This window comes from Geomonas edaphica, assembly GCF_004917075.1.
Taxonomy (GTDB): Bacteria; Desulfobacterota; Desulfuromonadia; order Geobacterales; family Geobacteraceae; genus Geomonas; species Geomonas edaphica.
Window position 1 is genome coordinate 1,215,220 of sequence record NZ_SSYB01000001.1, and the last position, 14,679, is coordinate 1,229,898.

The 14,679-nt window shown below is 59.5% G+C and carries 13 protein-coding genes; 7 read left to right on the forward strand and 6 right to left on the reverse strand.

Annotation, left to right across the window (positions count from 1 at the left end; translation table 11 throughout):
* Window positions 1-241: 241 nt before the first annotated feature.
* Window positions 242-442, reverse strand: a complete 201-nt coding sequence (locus E8K79_RS05305; protein ID WP_135871276.1) for a cold-shock protein — start codon at window positions 440-442, stop codon at window positions 242-244.
* Window positions 443-812: 370 nt separating this feature from the next.
* Here E8K79_RS05305 and E8K79_RS21235 point away from each other — a divergent pair, with 370 nt between their 5' ends.
* A complete protein-coding gene (locus E8K79_RS21235; protein WP_198419774.1) occupies window positions 813-971 on the forward strand; it encodes a hypothetical protein in 159 nt (52 codons plus the stop codon).
* Between the two features lie 23 nt (window positions 972-994).
* The gene (locus tag E8K79_RS05310) at window positions 995-1,909 is read left to right on the forward strand and encodes a lysophospholipid acyltransferase family protein (protein WP_136513788.1); all 915 of its coding nucleotides are present in this window, start codon (window positions 995-997) and stop codon (window positions 1,907-1,909) included.
* A gap of 87 nt (window positions 1,910-1,996) precedes the next feature.
* Here the strand turns inward: E8K79_RS05310 and E8K79_RS05315 are convergent, their stop codons facing one another.
* Window positions 1,997-2,458, reverse strand: coding sequence for a cupin domain-containing protein (locus E8K79_RS05315; protein WP_136513789.1), 462 nt, complete (start codon window positions 2,456-2,458; stop codon window positions 1,997-1,999).
* 194 nt (window positions 2,459-2,652) lie between these two features.
* On the opposite strand from E8K79_RS05315, the gene E8K79_RS05320 reads away from it, so the two are divergent.
* Window positions 2,653-3,114 carry an Lrp/AsnC family transcriptional regulator gene (locus E8K79_RS05320; RefSeq protein WP_135871272.1) on the forward strand — a complete coding sequence of 154 codons (462 nt, stop codon included), beginning with the start codon at window positions 2,653-2,655 and terminating at the stop codon, window positions 3,112-3,114.
* Window positions 3,115-3,166: 52 nt separating this feature from the next.
* Window positions 3,167-4,426 (forward strand): diaminopimelate decarboxylase, encoded by a 1,260-nt coding sequence (locus E8K79_RS05325; RefSeq protein ID WP_135871270.1) that lies wholly within the window; start codon window positions 3,167-3,169, stop codon window positions 4,424-4,426.
* Window positions 4,427-4,557: 131 nt separating this feature from the next.
* Here E8K79_RS05325 and E8K79_RS21570 read toward each other — a convergent pair whose 3' ends face one another.
* The 3 genes from E8K79_RS21570 to E8K79_RS05340 all read right to left on the reverse strand — a co-directional run bounded on the left by E8K79_RS21570 (window position 4,558) and on the right by E8K79_RS05340 (window position 11,590).
* Window positions 4,558-7,053, reverse strand: coding sequence for a putative bifunctional diguanylate cyclase/phosphodiesterase (locus E8K79_RS21570; protein ID WP_136513790.1), 2,496 nt, complete (start codon window positions 7,051-7,053; stop codon window positions 4,558-4,560).
* 141 nt (window positions 7,054-7,194) lie between these two features.
* Entirely contained in the window at window positions 7,195-8,850 is a 1,656-nt protein-coding gene (gene hcp, locus E8K79_RS05335) for a hydroxylamine reductase (RefSeq protein ID WP_136513791.1), read from the reverse strand.
* A 169-nt stretch (window positions 8,851-9,019) separates the two neighbouring features.
* The gene (locus E8K79_RS05340) at window positions 9,020-11,590 is read right to left on the reverse strand and encodes a hybrid sensor histidine kinase/response regulator (protein WP_162604597.1); all 2,571 of its coding nucleotides are present in this window, start codon (window positions 11,588-11,590) and stop codon (window positions 9,020-9,022) included.
* A gap of 288 nt (window positions 11,591-11,878) precedes the next feature.
* On the opposite strand from E8K79_RS05340, the gene E8K79_RS05345 reads away from it, so the two are divergent.
* From E8K79_RS05345 to E8K79_RS05355, 3 genes are all read left to right on the forward strand, one after another.
* Window positions 11,879-12,211: a hypothetical protein gene (locus E8K79_RS05345; RefSeq protein WP_136513793.1), complete on the forward strand. Its 333-nt coding sequence runs from the start codon at window positions 11,879-11,881 to the stop codon at window positions 12,209-12,211.
* 139 nt (window positions 12,212-12,350) lie between these two features.
* Window positions 12,351-12,566 (forward strand): CsbD family protein, encoded by a 216-nt coding sequence (locus tag E8K79_RS05350; RefSeq protein WP_136513794.1) that lies wholly within the window; start codon window positions 12,351-12,353, stop codon window positions 12,564-12,566.
* 226 nt (window positions 12,567-12,792) lie between these two features.
* Window positions 12,793-13,899 carry an HD-GYP domain-containing protein gene (locus E8K79_RS05355; RefSeq protein WP_136513795.1) on the forward strand — a complete coding sequence of 369 codons (1,107 nt, stop codon included), beginning with the start codon at window positions 12,793-12,795 and terminating at the stop codon, window positions 13,897-13,899.
* A gap of 55 nt (window positions 13,900-13,954) precedes the next feature.
* Here E8K79_RS05355 and E8K79_RS05360 read toward each other — a convergent pair whose 3' ends face one another.
* Window positions 13,955-14,209, reverse strand: coding sequence for a hypothetical protein (locus tag E8K79_RS05360; RefSeq protein WP_136513796.1), 255 nt, complete (start codon window positions 14,207-14,209; stop codon window positions 13,955-13,957).
* Between the last annotated feature and the right edge of the window lie 470 nt (window positions 14,210-14,679).

Consider the following 14,679-nt stretch of genomic DNA (forward strand, 5'->3'; position numbering starts at 1 on the left):
CAGCACCCAATCAACGATTACCCGACTGCGTGGTGTCCCCCCTATTCCCCAAGGACGTTTTCGGGAGGCATCTTGCCACTTGAGTTGTGACGGCAGACGGATACGCCGGGTTCAGGAGTGGCCAGGAAAGTCGAATCGGCAGTTGAGCCGGGAGGGCGGTGCGGAGAGGCTTGTAACAAAAAGTGGCCCCTGGCTTTAACCATTGGGGCCACTTCCTTTGTGCATAGGCTTGATCGTGCGGTTAAACCCTTTGCACGTTGGCGGCCTGAAGACCTTTCGGTCCCTTCACGACGTCGAACGTCACGCTATCGCCTTCCGCCAGGGATTTGAACCCGTCGCCGCTGATCGCGGAGAAGTGACAGAAAACATCGTCACCGTTCTCCTGCTCCAGAAAACCAAACCCCTTGCTGTCGTTAAACCATTTTACAGTACCGTTTGCCATGTGATTCTTTCTCCAAGTGTTGCTGATTGTGTTCGGCAACGTGCCGAATTTAACAGTCACCGTAACAGCTATGGATAACTTAAGCAAGCTATTTAATAGATGTGTTTACGAAATAAATATGTCAACGGTAACCGTTTTTATGCTTTTGCACACGAAGCATTAAAGAGTAATATCGACTCGGACTTGTATAATACCCTATGCAAACAGCAACTTGAGAGATAAACATATGATCCGAATCTGCAAAAATTGAAACTGCTTGCTATTTCAATGACGGTAATTCAGTATGTCCCGGCGGCTTGATTCAAAAGCTGTGCAGAAAAAAACATTGTCCGCGCGACACGAAACGCATCTTTTTTGTGAAGGAGCGCCTATGGCACACACGAATTTCAAGTTTCAGAAGCGTCAAAAAGAATTGGACCGTAAGAAGAAACAGGACGAAAAGGCGCTGCGCAAGCAACAGAAGGACACCGCCGATTCTGAGACCGAGGCTGAAGATCAGCCCACGGCGGACAGTGAGAACGAGGCGTAACGAAGCAGCTTCTGGAGATGTCAATGGGCGAACTGTTTTGGAAAGTCCAGGCGGCAGTTTTTTACTGTCTCACCTTGGTCGGCGCGGGTTTCCCGGTCGCGTCAACCCAGCGTGTGGGAGCCGTGGTCGGGTCAGTGATGTGGCGACTTTTGCCCAAGCGCCGGGACATCGTTTTGGACAACCTGGAAAACGCACTTGTCTACCTGGTCGGCCACCCTCTTTGGTGCACGCCTGGCAAAGAGACAGCCCTACTTGCCACGCAGGCTTACGGTAACCTCGGCACATCGCTTATCGAGATCTGCAAGCTTTACCACGGTCGCGGCGAGCACCTCATCGCCGGCATCGAGTTGAGGGGGCTTGAGCACTACGAAGCGGCGAAGGCAAAAAATAAAGGGATCATCTGCTTCAGCGGCCACTGCGGGAACTGGGAGTTGATGGCCCTCGCTCTGGGGCGCCTATTAGGCGACGGCGCCGTAGTGGCAAGGCGCCAGAACAACCCTCACTTCAACCGGATGGTCGAACGGATGCGCATGAGCTACAACAGCCGCGTGATCTACAAGAAAGGGGCCTTCCGGGGCATCCTTTCCGCTTTGCGCTCCGGCGATCTGGTCGGGATCCTCGCGGACCAGGCTGCCTCGCCCGAAGACGGCGTACTGGTGAGCATGATGGGGCGCAAGGCATGGGCCTCCAAGGCTCCAGTGTTACTGGCCCGCAAAAGCGGCGCCCCGCTGCTCCCCGTCTTCATCCACAGGGATGGAGACCACCACGTGATCACCTTTTACCCTGAGCACACCCTCAGCCGGGACATGAGTGACTGCGGCATCCAGAAAGAAACGCAGGCGCTGTCGCAATACGTGGAGAATTTCGTGGCCGCGCATCCGGCGCAGTGGTACTGGATGCACCGGCGCTGGAAGCGTGCCGGACAGGCTTGCGTCTGATCCGAAATACAAAGAAGGGACCAACCGGTAGGCTGGTCCCTTTTTCATTCATGCCTCCATGTAGGTTACGTCCTCACTATCCTCTCCTCACTTTTCTCCCTTCACCGCGTGCATCGACCATGGCCCGCGCGTTGAGATCTGCACAACGGTCTCCTCGTCGACCCAGGCGTTGTGGACCGTCTTCGGTTTGATTGAGAAGTAGCTCCCCGCCGGGAGCGTGACGGGGTTTTCCTGCGTCATGCCCATGGCCAGCTTGATGTTCCCGGAAATCACCGTCACCCTCTCGACGTTGTCATGGAAATGCGGCGCTATGCGCGCCCCCGCCGGGAGCTTGAGCCTCGCCACGAAGAATCCCGACTTGGATAAGTCCCCATCCAGCACGGCCATCTGCGCGCCCGGAATGGCCGGGGGGCCTGCCTGCCACTGTATGTCGTTCGGTACGACGATGATCGTTTTTACCGCCGACTGCGCCATCTTCTTCTCGTGCGCGGCACCGCTTCCGGCCAGCGCAAAGAAGATCACCATCAGAAGCCACATCATCCTTTTCATGTCGTCCTCCTATTGCCTCCTCAACAGCTGTATACCGCCGATTTTTCTCCTGCATATCCCCATTTTACCGGCCGCGGCTCCCGTTGCGCCACACAAAACGACACGAGCACCGCATGCCGCGCCCCCGCCCGAAAATAATTCTTTACACCACTTGCAAAAATGAATAAAATTCGTCCAGAAAGGTGTAAACAAGAATGTTCGACGAAATAGACATCCACATACTGGAAATCCTTCAGGAGAAGGCGAGGATACCGAACGCCGAAGTCGCAAGGCAGGTCGGCATGGCACCGTCGGCGGTGCTGGAGCGCATCCGCAAGCTGGAGGAGCGCGGCATCATCGAGGGGTACGAGGTGCGGCTGAACCCCGCCTGCTTCCACCAGGGGCTATCCGCCTTCGTGCAGGTGGAAAGCGACGGCGCAGCGACGGCACAGGCGCTCGCCGAGGTCCCCTCGGTCCAGGAGGTGCACCAGGTGGTAGGCCCGGACGGGTTCCTCGTCAAGCTTAGAACCGCCGACCACACCACCCTAGCCAGGATACTCGGGGAGATCAGAGCGCTCGAGGGAGTCAGGTCGATCAGGACACAGGTGGTCCTGGAAACGGTGAAGGAGACCAGGCGGGTGGATCTTACCGAACACAACGGCAACGGCCGTCACTGATATATCGAACGCAACAGAAACCATCTAAATACTGCGAAGGAGAATCACGATCATGCCGATGTCCGCTTCTTTCAAAGACCGTCTGTTCCCCAGGCTCCCCGAGATCGACAAGCACTTCAACACCCCGTTCCACATCTACGATGAAACCGGCATCCGGGAGACCGGCGCAGGCCTCGTCAAGGCCTTCTCCGGCATCCCCGGTTTCCGCGAATTCTTCGCGGTCAAGGCGCTGCCGAACCGCGAGATCCTGAAGCTCATGAAGGAAATGGGCTTCGGCTTCGACTGCAGCTCGATCCCGGAAGTGATCCTCGCCCGTGAACTCGGCGCAAAGCCCGAAGACATCATGTTCACCTCCAACAATACGAGCCGTGAGGAGTTCGACTTCGCGGCCAAGGACGGCGGCTGCATCCTGAACCTCGACGACATCTCCCTCGTGGACAAGGTGCCGGTCTTCCCCGAGCTCATCTGCTTCCGCTACAATCCGGGCCCGCGCCGCACCGGCAACGTCATCATCGGCAACCCGGAGGAGGCGAAGTACGGCGTCTCCCACGAGCAGGTGGTCGAGGCGTATCGCAAGGCCAAGGAGCGCGGCGCCACCCGTTTCGGCCTGCACACCATGGTCGCCTCCAACGAGCTCGACTACACCTACATCGTCGAGACGGCGCGCATGGTCCTCGAGGTGGCGGCTGAGGTCGAGGCGGCCCTCGGCATCACCTTCGAGTTCGTGAACGTCGGCGGCGGCTTCGGCATCCCCTACCGCCCGGACCAGAAGGCGCTCGACCTGAACACCATGTCCGCCGAGATCACCGCGCTCTTCAACGCATTCCGCGAGCGCCACGGCCACGCACCGGCCATGTTCATGGAGAGCGGCCGTTTCATGACCGGCCCGCACGGCGCCCTGGTCTCCACCGCCATCAACAGTAAGGACACCTACAGAAAGTACATAGGCCTCGACGCCTGTATGTCCTCGCTGATGCGCCCGGCGCTTTACGGCTCCTATCACCACATCGACGTCCTCGGCAAAGAAGGCGTTGAGCGCAGCGAGGTGTACGACGTGGTCGGCTCGCTGTGCGAGAACAACGACAAGTTCGCCATCCAGCGCGAGCTTCCCCCGATCGAGGACGGCGACCTGGTGGTGATCCACGACTCCGGCGCCCACGGTCACGCCATGGGCTTTCAGTACAACGGGCGTCTGCGCCCGAAGGAGCTTATGCTGCGCGCCGACGGCAGCGTCGAACTGATCCGCCGCGCCGAGACACTGGAAGACTATTTCGCCACCTACAACTTCGAGCCGAGCGTGCTGAAGCCGTAGGCTCCTGATGCGCTGGCTGAAGGACCCCATCTCCGAAAACAACAAAGGCACCCGCCATCGTGGGTGCCTTTGTTGTTGCTGCAGCAATACCATCCGTCCCCTTGCGCCGGGTTCCCCTGCAACTAACTACCCTAACTACCATCAAGCCGGGAAGCCGATTTAGGACTATCCGTCGCACGCAGATACGCCTCGGCCTCAGCCGCGGGCATCGGTCTCGCGTACAGGTACCCCTGCACCTCGTCGCAGCGGCACGCGCGGAGCTTCGCTTCCTCCTCCTTCGACTCGACCCCTTCCGCGATCACGGTTACCCCCATGCTGTGACCGATGGCGACGATGGCCTTCACGATGCCGGCGGCGTCCTCGCGGATGGTGATGTCGCGGACGAAGGACTGATCGATCTTGATACGATCCACGGAGAAGTTTTTCATGTAGCTCAAGGAGGAATACCCGGTCCCGAAGTCATCGATGGATATCTTCACACCTAGCGACTTGAACATGCGCAGAAGCGCCACCGATTCCGCGGCGTTGTCCATCAGCATGCTTTCGGTGAGCTCCAGGTCGAGGAACTTGGGCTCCAGCCCGGTCTCGAGCAGGGTATCCACCACCATCTCCGAAAAATCCTCCTGCATGACCTGCTTTATCGAGACGTTGACGCTGATGGCGATGGGGTGCCCGTTCAGGTGCCACTGCTTGCATTGCGCGCATGCCGTCTTCAGCACCCACGCCCCCAGCTCCCTGATGAGACCGGTCTGCTCCGCGACCGGTATGAAGCGGGCGGGGGGTACGGCGCCCAGGTTCTCATCGTACCAGCGGGCGAGCGCCTCCATGGCGACCACCCTCCCCGTTTGCAATTGAATCTGCGGCTGGTAATGCACGGAGATCTGCTCCTTATCGAGCGCCTCGCGCAACGCCCGCTCGATGGTTGCCCGCTCCTGCGCCTTCATGTTCAGCGTCTCGGAGAAGAACTGGTACTGGTTCCCCCCTGCCCCCTTGGCCGCATACATGGCGAGGTCGGCGTTTTTAAGGAGCGTGGCGATGTCGGAGCCGTCCTCGGGGAAGAGCACTATGCCGATGCTCGCCCCGGTGTATATCTGACGGCCGTCGACCTCGAATGGGTCCTTCACGAGCGCGAGGAGCTTCTCCGCGAGTGTTGCCGCCCCTTCGGGGCCTGCTACCGAGGAGCAGAGGATGGCGAACTCGTCACCACCAAGCCTCGCAAAGGTGTCGCTTGCACGCACGATGCCGCTTATACGGTGCACCACGAGTTGGAGCAGGGCGTCCCCGGCGTGGTGTCCCATAGTGTCATTCACGTCCTTGAAGTGATCGAGGTCGAAGAAGAGGATGGCGAAGAATTCACCGTAGCGCCGGCAGCGCGCAAGTGCCTGCGCGGTGCGGTCGTAGAACAGGGTCCGGTTGGCGAGGCCGGTCAACTGGTCGAAGTAGGCGAGATTATGCACCTCCTGTTCCGCCTGCTTGCGCTTCGTGACGTCGTGGCTCAGGCAGAGGAAGCGCTCTTTCGCACCGTTGTGGTCGAGCATGGTCGCGCTGAGGCTCACGTGCAGTTGCCGGCCGTCCCTCGAAGAAAGCATCGCCTCCTCCTCGACCAGCCCCGCACTCCCCGTCACCGTGGCGACCAGGGCTTCGCCCCTGTGCCGCTCCAGGAACAGGTCCGCAAAAGGACGTCCGACCAGTTCCTCCCGCGCGTAGCCGAACATCAACTCCGTTGCGCGGTTTACGTCGAGGATCATGCCATCGCCGGAAACGACGGTCAGGGCCTCCGGCATGGTGGCGATGACGCTGTCGAGGTAGCTGTTGGCGGCATCAAGCTCCGAGTCGTACTCCCTGAGTCTCTCCACCATCGCATTGAAGCACATGGAGACCGAGGTGATCTCGTCGTGTGCCGTCACGGGAAGCACGATGTCGCGTCGCCCCGCGGCGACCTGGAGCGCTGCCTCCTTGAGGAGGCGCATCCTGCGGGAGATGGAGAAGGAGATGGCAAGTCCCGAGGCAAGGGCGCCGATAATGGCGACAGCCGAAAGGACCGCTAACAATTTGAGCGCACTGGTAAGGCTCTCGAAGGTGCCGGCCACATGGCGGCCGAGGGTTTCCATCTCTTGGTCGTGCGCGGAGTTCACCTCCTTCAGGAACTCCTGTTCCGCGCGTTCGAAGCGCTCCTTCGCGTCGAGCAAACGCCGCGCCGAAGGACGCGCGTCCACTACGGCGAGGTAGTCCCGGGATGCCGTGAGCAGGGCCTTTCCGGTCCGTTCGATGGGGTGCGGTTCCCTCCCCTGCGCCAGCATGCTCCTGCAGTCGGCGAGGCTCATAAGGAAGCGCTCTCTCCCCTCTTCGATGAGCCGGACCTCCTCCTGCCGTGCGTCACCGCGACGCTTCCCCTGCTCCTCCATCGTCACCGTCGTGAGAAAGGCATACTCCATCGAGGAGGAGACGATGCGTAGCCCGGCGTAGCGCAGATCCTTCAAGGCGAGCAGATGCGGGATCACCTCGCGGTTCACCTTATTGAAGCTGTCTTTGACGTGCTGGGCGCCGCTGATACCTCCAACAGCGAGGATGAGGGTGGCACAGATGACGGCCAGGTAGCTAAATAGGAGTTTGAGCCAGAGTTGCATAGGGAAGTCTCACGCGATACAGGATCACACACCCATATCGTATCGGCTGGTGAGGATAAAACGTTAATGATAATCGCCGCGCCGCACGAAAAAGGCGCCCGGGGATGCCGGACGCCTTTTTCCGTCTCTATTCTCGCCTCGTTATTGCCCCAGCGCGTGCCTCAAATCCTCATCCGGCGTTGTGATCGGGCCGAGATCGTAATTTTGTACCAGGAAGTCGAGCACTGCCGGCGAGACGTAGGCCGGCAGCGTGGGACCGAGCCGGATCCCCTTTATGCCAAGATGGAGCAGGGTGAGCAGGATCACGTGCGCCTTCTGCTCGTACCAAGAGAGGATCATGGAGAGCGGAAGGTTGTTCACCTCGCACTGAAAGGCGTCCGCCAGTGCAACGGCGATGCGGATCGCAGAGTAGGCGTCGTTACATTGCCCGACGTCGAGCAGGCGGGGGATGCCGCCGATGTCGCCGAACTCGAGCCGGTTGAAGCGGTTCTTGCCGCAGGCAAGGGTAAGGATCACGCAGTCCTTGGGCACCTTCTCGGCCAGTTCCGTGTAGTAGTTTCTTCCCGCCTTCGCCCCGTCGCAGCCGCCGATCAGGAAGAAGCGTTTCACGAGGCCGTTTTTCACCGCGTCCACCACGGTGCCCGCCACCTTGAACACCGCCTCGTGTCCGAATCCCACGAGGATCTCCTGCCCCGGGTTCTCAAGCAGGTCGGGGAGCGCGAGGGCCTTGTCAATAACCGGTGTGAAATCGTGCCCTTCGAGGTGCGGGATGCCGGGCCAGGCCACCTCGCCCCAGGTGAAGAGACGGTCGGTGTAGGAGGGGTCCGGTTTCTGGATGCAGTTGGTGTTGAACACGATGGCCCCCTTGAAGTCTGGGAGTTCACGGGCCTGGTTCTGCCAAGCGGTGCCGAAGTGTCCGGCGAAATGCGGGTACTTCCTGAGTCCGGGGTAGCCGTTGGCGGGAAGCATCTCGCCGTGGGTGTAGACGTAGATCCCCTTCCCCTCGCTCTGCTTCAGGATCTCCTCCAGCATCGGGAGGTCGTGCCCAGAGACGACGATCCCCTTCCCGCCGCGCGTCCCGAGGTTCACCTTCATCGGCTCGGGAGCCTGGAAGTTCTCGGCGTGGCCGTCGTAGAGCAGCTCCATGGTGCGCAGGTTCCACTTGCCGCACTCAAGGGAGAGGTTGACGAACTCCTCGAGCGTCGCCGCACCGTTCGTCGTCGCGCCGAGGGAGCGGTGGATGAATTCGTAGATGCCATCGTCCTCCTTCCCCATCTCTGCGGCGTGCCACGCGAAGGCTCCCATCCCCAAGAGCCCGTAGATGAGAATCTCGATGGTGGAGAGAAGATTAGGATCCTGGTGCCAGGTGAGGACGCCGTGCTCCTTTCCCTGATCGATGAGCGCCTGCGTCCCCGCTGCGGGCTGCCACAGGGCGGCCTCCTCGGTCAATTGCGGCGCCTCTCCCCCCTTTTGCTGCCGGTAGGTCTGTTCGTAGAGGGACTTCGCCTTCTCCTTCATCTGGTAACACTTCTGCAGGCGTCGGGCGATGTCTTCGGGGTCGAAGTTCACGTTGGTGACCCTGGTGAAGAGTCCGTCCAGCATGAAACGATCGACCTCCTGGTCTTTCGCCCCCAGCTCCCTCGCCCGGCTCGCGTAGAGCGCCACCCCCTGCAGCCCGTGGATCATCAGGTCCAACAAGGCCGAAACCTGCGGGTCCTTGCCACAGTTCCCCATCACGTCGCACCCCACACCGCGGGCCGCCTGCTCACATTGCCGACAAAACATCGCGCTAGCCATTTACGCCTCCCTTGAATGATTGGAATTTTCCAATCACAGAGTTTTCCAGAAGCGTTTCTTTTTTCAACTACAAAAAGGGAGGGAGCGAAGATCAGGCGAAAAGAAAGAGAGGAGTGCGACGTGGCAATTGGTGCGGCATGCGCGGGGCAGGAGCTTGGTGTGGCGTGAATCAGTGAGGCATAGACGGTGTGAGAAGGTCGGCCAACACCGCGGAGACTTCCGAGGCGCGGTAGGGTTTCGCCATGGTCGCCTTAAAGCCGAAAGCGGTGTAATCGGACATGATCGGGTCGTTGGAGTAGCCGCTTGAGACGATGAGGCAGGCATTTTTGTCGATCTCCAGGATGTGCCCGGCCGCCTCCTTCCCCCCCATTCCACCAGGTATGGTCAGATCCATGATCACCGCATCAAAGGGTGCTGCGTCCTCAATGGCGGCGGCGTACAGTTCCACAGCCTCGCTGCCGTTGCAGCAGGTAATGACCGTGCATCCCAAAGTAGCGAGGATCTCGGCCATGAGATCGCGGATCATCTGCTCGTCATCCATCACCAGGACCTTGCGTGCCGCGTGCTGCACCGTGGCCTTCTGCGCCTGTGTCGCTTCCGTCTTTGCCGCGGCCTCCATCCTGGCGGCCGGCAGCAGTATCTCCAGGGTGGTCCCCTGGTCCGGCTGCGAGTGCACCGTGATGTAACCACCATGCCTCGTAATTACCGAGTGGGCCGAGGAGAGCCCCAACCCCTTCCCTGCCGCCTTTGTGGTGAAATATGGATCGAAGATCCTCTTCTGATCCTCTGCCGAGATGCCGCACCCGGTGTCGGTGAACAGGAGCTTGACGTAAGCCCCGGATGGAAGGGCGAAACGGTTTTCGTCGGCCAGGGAGATGTTCATGGCGCTCACGGTAAAGGTACCTCCCCGCGGCATCGACTGCACCGCGTTGATCGCGATGTTGTTGAAGACCTGGTGCATCTGCCCCTCGTCGACCTCTATCAGGTGCAGGTTGCCCGGAATATCCAGGACGCTCAGCACGCTCGTCCCACGCAGCGCGAGCGACACCGCCTCCTCGATCAAGTGTCTTGCCGCAACACACTTTTTGATCGGTTTCCCACCCTTGGCGAAGGTGAGGAGCTGGGTGGAGAGTTCAGACGCTCGCTGACACGCCTTTTCCGCCTGCTGGAGAAGCTTTTTCCCGCGTTCCGGCTCACCTAGGGTCATCTGGGCCAGGGTGATGTTCCCCATGATGCCGGTCAGGATGTTGTTGAAGTCGTGGGCGATACCACCTGCCAATACCCCAAGCGATTCCAGCTTTTGCATCTTCAGGAGTTCCTGCTGCGACCTCTCCCGCTCCGTGATGTCGCTGTTGATCTCCATGATGCGCCACGGGCGGTTTTCCCTGTCGACCTGCAGGACCCATCTGCTATTGACGATGATACCGGCGCCCGCAGCCGTAGTGTGGGTGAGCCTTCCCTCCCAGCGCCCGTTGCGGCGCAGTTCCTCGTAGATCTCCTCTTGCGCTTTCGGGAAGCGGGTCGCCAAAAGCGGGTGGATCACCTTCCCGATCGCCTCTTCCGGCGCGTATCCGTAGATGGCCGCTGCTCCCTGGTTCCAGTACAGGATGGTTCCTTCCATATCGAGCAGAACGATGGCGTCGTGGGCAAGATCGAGCAGGTCGGACTTCTCCCGCAGCACATCTTCCTTCTTCATCCGTTCCTGCAGCTCGAAGCAAAGCGCCTCGGCCATCTCGTCGAAGCAAAGCCCAAGCCTCCCGAGTTCCCCCCCTCCTGCCTCCTGACCGACCCTGACCTCCAGGTCCCCACCGGCCAGGGCGCGCGAGGCGTGCTCCAAAGCGCTGATCCGGTTCACGATGAGCCGTTTGCTGAGCCAGATGTTGAGCCCGAACACGGAGACGAGTATCAGGAACATGACCCCCAGGTTGAGGATGAACTCCCGGTTCGCCCCCTCGAGCATGATGTCGACCGGTGTCCCCCCCCTGATGTAGGCGTAGGGCGGAAGCTCCGGTCTGAGCCGGATTTTACGGTAGGCAGACAGACGATGGATGCCGTCGTTTGAAACGATGTCAATGATCCCCGCCTCCGGCCCGTTCTTCATCTTCTCGAAGTGGTTGGTCCGGTCCGACTTGCCGATGAACTTTTCGGGGTCGATGGTTCTATAGAGAAAGGTACCTTTGTGGTCAAAGATGCCGAACGAGGTGCCGGCCGGGAGCTTGGCCGCCTCCAGCAGGTTGCCGACGTTGGTGAGGTCGATGCCGAAGAGGATCGCCCCAAGGAAGGCGCCGGTCGCGTCCTTGAGCGGGTAGGCGAAGTTGATGATGGGTTTTTTGCTGGCTCTCCCCACGGTGTACTCCCCGGGCGAGAAATGGCCGCTGTCCCTGGCGTCCTTGAAGGCCTTCCTGTCTGCGAGGGACACCGGTCTACCGCTGGGCAGTGCGGTCGCCCAGGTCATACCCTGGCGATCCACGATCATGATGTTCGCATACATCGGGAATTTTTTCTGCAGCCCGGCAAGCAGCTGGTCAACCGCAGCGGCTTCCTTGCCGCGCACCTGCGGCATGAGGGAGAGGAGCTCCATCGTCTGCTCTGCCGCCTCGACCTTGCTGTTGAGCTCGGAGGCTATGTTGTCCAGGAGGTAGGTGGTCGCACGGGTGGAGAGGCGCAGGTCGTCGGCGCGCCCCTGCAGCCCGGCATGGATGATCAGGGCGACCGAGGGGAGCGCCATGATCATCAACATGCACACAATCAGAAGATGAATCGGTAGTGATTTCAACCAATGCATTACAAGAATCCCACTCTCAGAGGGCACAAACACACATCGCGTCTAGAATTAACGGAGAAAAATAATAATTGATCATGAGTTCAATGTCAAAATTACTTTTCGGGATCTTTCGAATGTTCAGTGTCTAATTGGAATTTCAGCCCGCTGCGTACGGCCCCAGGCCCGATGCAGGGTTGCCTGAGTCGGGCCTGTGCCTATACTTGCCTTGACCCGCTACGGCACAGCTGCCAAGGGAGGTATCGCATGCACCGCATCGCACGGAGCGCGCTTATGACCATCATCATACTCTCGGCATTCACCGCAAACGGAGATGCACTGACCGGGCTCAACCAGTGCGGCCCCGGCATCGCCCCGCCACTCGGGCTGCGCTGCAGCCGAAACCAACTGCTGTTAGGGTACCGAAACGCAGTGGGGGCCTGCCTCTGGGTCTGCTGCACGCCCAACAGCGACAGCGAGACGTACGACTGCTCAGGTGACCCCACCCCTTCCGACTACAAGATGGACCTCCGCAAGGTCCAGCCCCGCCCCTGGAGGAGTATCTTCACCGTCCCGCCTGTTTTTGAAAAAGAGCCGTAAGCTTCAGCTAAAATCGGCGCAGTAACATCCGCATATTGGTCTGTATCTTCATGGTTCTTCCGTGATAAAATTTTCTTGTAGCAAAAGAGTAAAGGGACGCAAACAAGCACCATGAACGGCGTAAGCCCGGAGGTGGATCATGAGATCCAGTACAAAAGATACAACAAAGGGTGCCCTGCACGAAGCAAAGGGCAAAGTAAAAGAAAGTATCGGCAGCGCCTTCCGGAACGTTTCTCTGGAAGCCGAAGGCAAGGGGGAAAAAGTAGCCGGTAAAGTGCAGAAAAATATCGGCAAGGCCGAAAAGAACATAGAGGATGATCTGGACGTGGAAAGAAACCGTAAAGGCAGGATCTAGGTTTCCTGTCTAAGTCGTGACGAAGAAAAGGGGACGCCTAACGGCGCCCCCTTTTTTGTTGAGCCATCACCGGTTCCTGTTTCGTGGACACCACGTTACCGCGCTCGAGCATGCAGATTTCATTAACCGTTAAAGAAACCCGCAGATGGCGTCGATAAAACCACCAACTACAGTTTTGCCTCCTCCCCCGGTCAACGTGCATAGAACCCACAACTGGAGCAGCCATTTGTACGATAAGGTAAAAATACTGGTAGCCGACGACGAGGAGATGAACAGGGAATTGCTCGTTGCCGTGCTTGAGGACCTGGGCGAAATCGTCACCGCAGAAAACGGCAGGCTTGCCCTGCAGGAGATCGAGAAAAGTCCCGACTTCGATCTGGTGCTGCTCGACCTGCACATGCCAGAAATGGACGGCTTCGAGACGCTGAAGATCCTTAAGAAGCACCTGTCCTGGCGCGAGATCCCGGTCATCATCGTCACGACGAGCAAGGCAGACGTGACCGGGACCCTGGCCCTCGGCGCGGACGACTTCGTCGCCAAGCCCTACCGCCGCGAAGAACTGCGCCTGCGCGCGATGAACCAGCTGAAGAGCAAAAAGCTCCACGACCTCTCCAAGGATCTGAGCGGGCACCTCGAGGCGGAAGTACTGCGTAAGACGGCCGCCCTCCGGGAGGCACTCGCCGTAGCGCAGGCAGCGGAATACGAGATCACTCTGCGGCTTGGGCGGGCCGCCGAATTCCGCGACATGGAAACGGGGCTGCATACAAGGCGCATAAGCGAGATGTCGGAGCTGCTGGGACAATTAGCCGGGCTGAGCCCTGAGGATTGCGAACTTCTGCGTTACGCCTCACCGCTGCACGACGTCGGCAAGGTGGGGATCCCGGACCGCATCCTGCTAAAACCTGGGAAACTAACCCGTGAGGAGATGGACATCATGCGCCTGCATACGGTGATCGGGGGGAGGATCCTTAGCAACGCGAAAAACTACCCCTCCCTGGAGACAGGACACACCATCGCCCTGCAGCACCACGAGAAATGGGACGGCACCGGGTACCCGAACGGCATGGCAGGGGAGGCGATCCACATCTTCGCCCGCATCGTATCCATAGTCGACGTCTACGACGCCCTTTCCTCCGAACGCCCCTACAAGCCGCCGTTCTCTAGAGAGAAAACGCTGGAGATCATGAGCGAGGGAAAGGGGACCTTTTTCGACCCCGTACTGCTAGATCACTTCATCAGCCACATCGACGCCTTTGCCGCTATCAGGGAAAACCTGAAGGATCAGGAACCGGAGCCGGACAGTGAACTCGGCGCGCTGGCCATGCTCGCCTGAGGGGGGTGCCGGCCCCCGAGTGTAGGACGCGTGGGAGAAAGGAAATAACGGAGCGTTAGCCGGGGAGAGGTGTTCCGCAGTAGGGGCAGACGGTGCAGGAGGCGTCGACGTAACGCCGGCAGGGTTCGAAAACGCACTGTTTTGGCTGCCTCCCCGCTGGCGCTACGGGCGCTACGGTGGTAACGGGGATGACATGGACCGGTTCGCTCTGGGCGGCCTCTTTAAGAGGGATACACTCCAGCGCTTCTTCCATCTGGAGCTTGCGTTTTTCCACGTTCTTCGCTTTCTTCAACTTGCCGTTTTTCGACATGCTTCACTTCCATGGAGCGGGCAGTAAAAAGGGGTTGCCCAACGCGGGCAGCCCCTTTGCCGCATGCATCTGCAGGATTTCGGGATTCGGAGCTATATCAGACCCCGGAGCCGAATGCAAGCGTTACGTCCGTGATCGGACCGTAGGCCATTGCAGCAGAATACAGAAGCGCTGTTGGCGCCCGTTGATGCGCCGGTTTGCTATGCCGCACCGGGACCCTGAAAGAACTTGTGCCCGCCGCTTGGCAGGTACTACGCGACCGCCCGGCTTCCCCCATGACTGGCCAATGTCCCCCCCTGCTTCCGGACCGTGAGTCATTGTAGCTGGGTGTGGCATGCCACAAAAGTGTTGCAAGCAAGCTGTAGCATGCCACAGTTTCTCCTACACCATTAAAAGACCGTCCTGCCGTCACCCCACCTCTCCCACCCTACTTTTTTACTGTACGAAAGCTGTCATTACAAAGAGTTGCC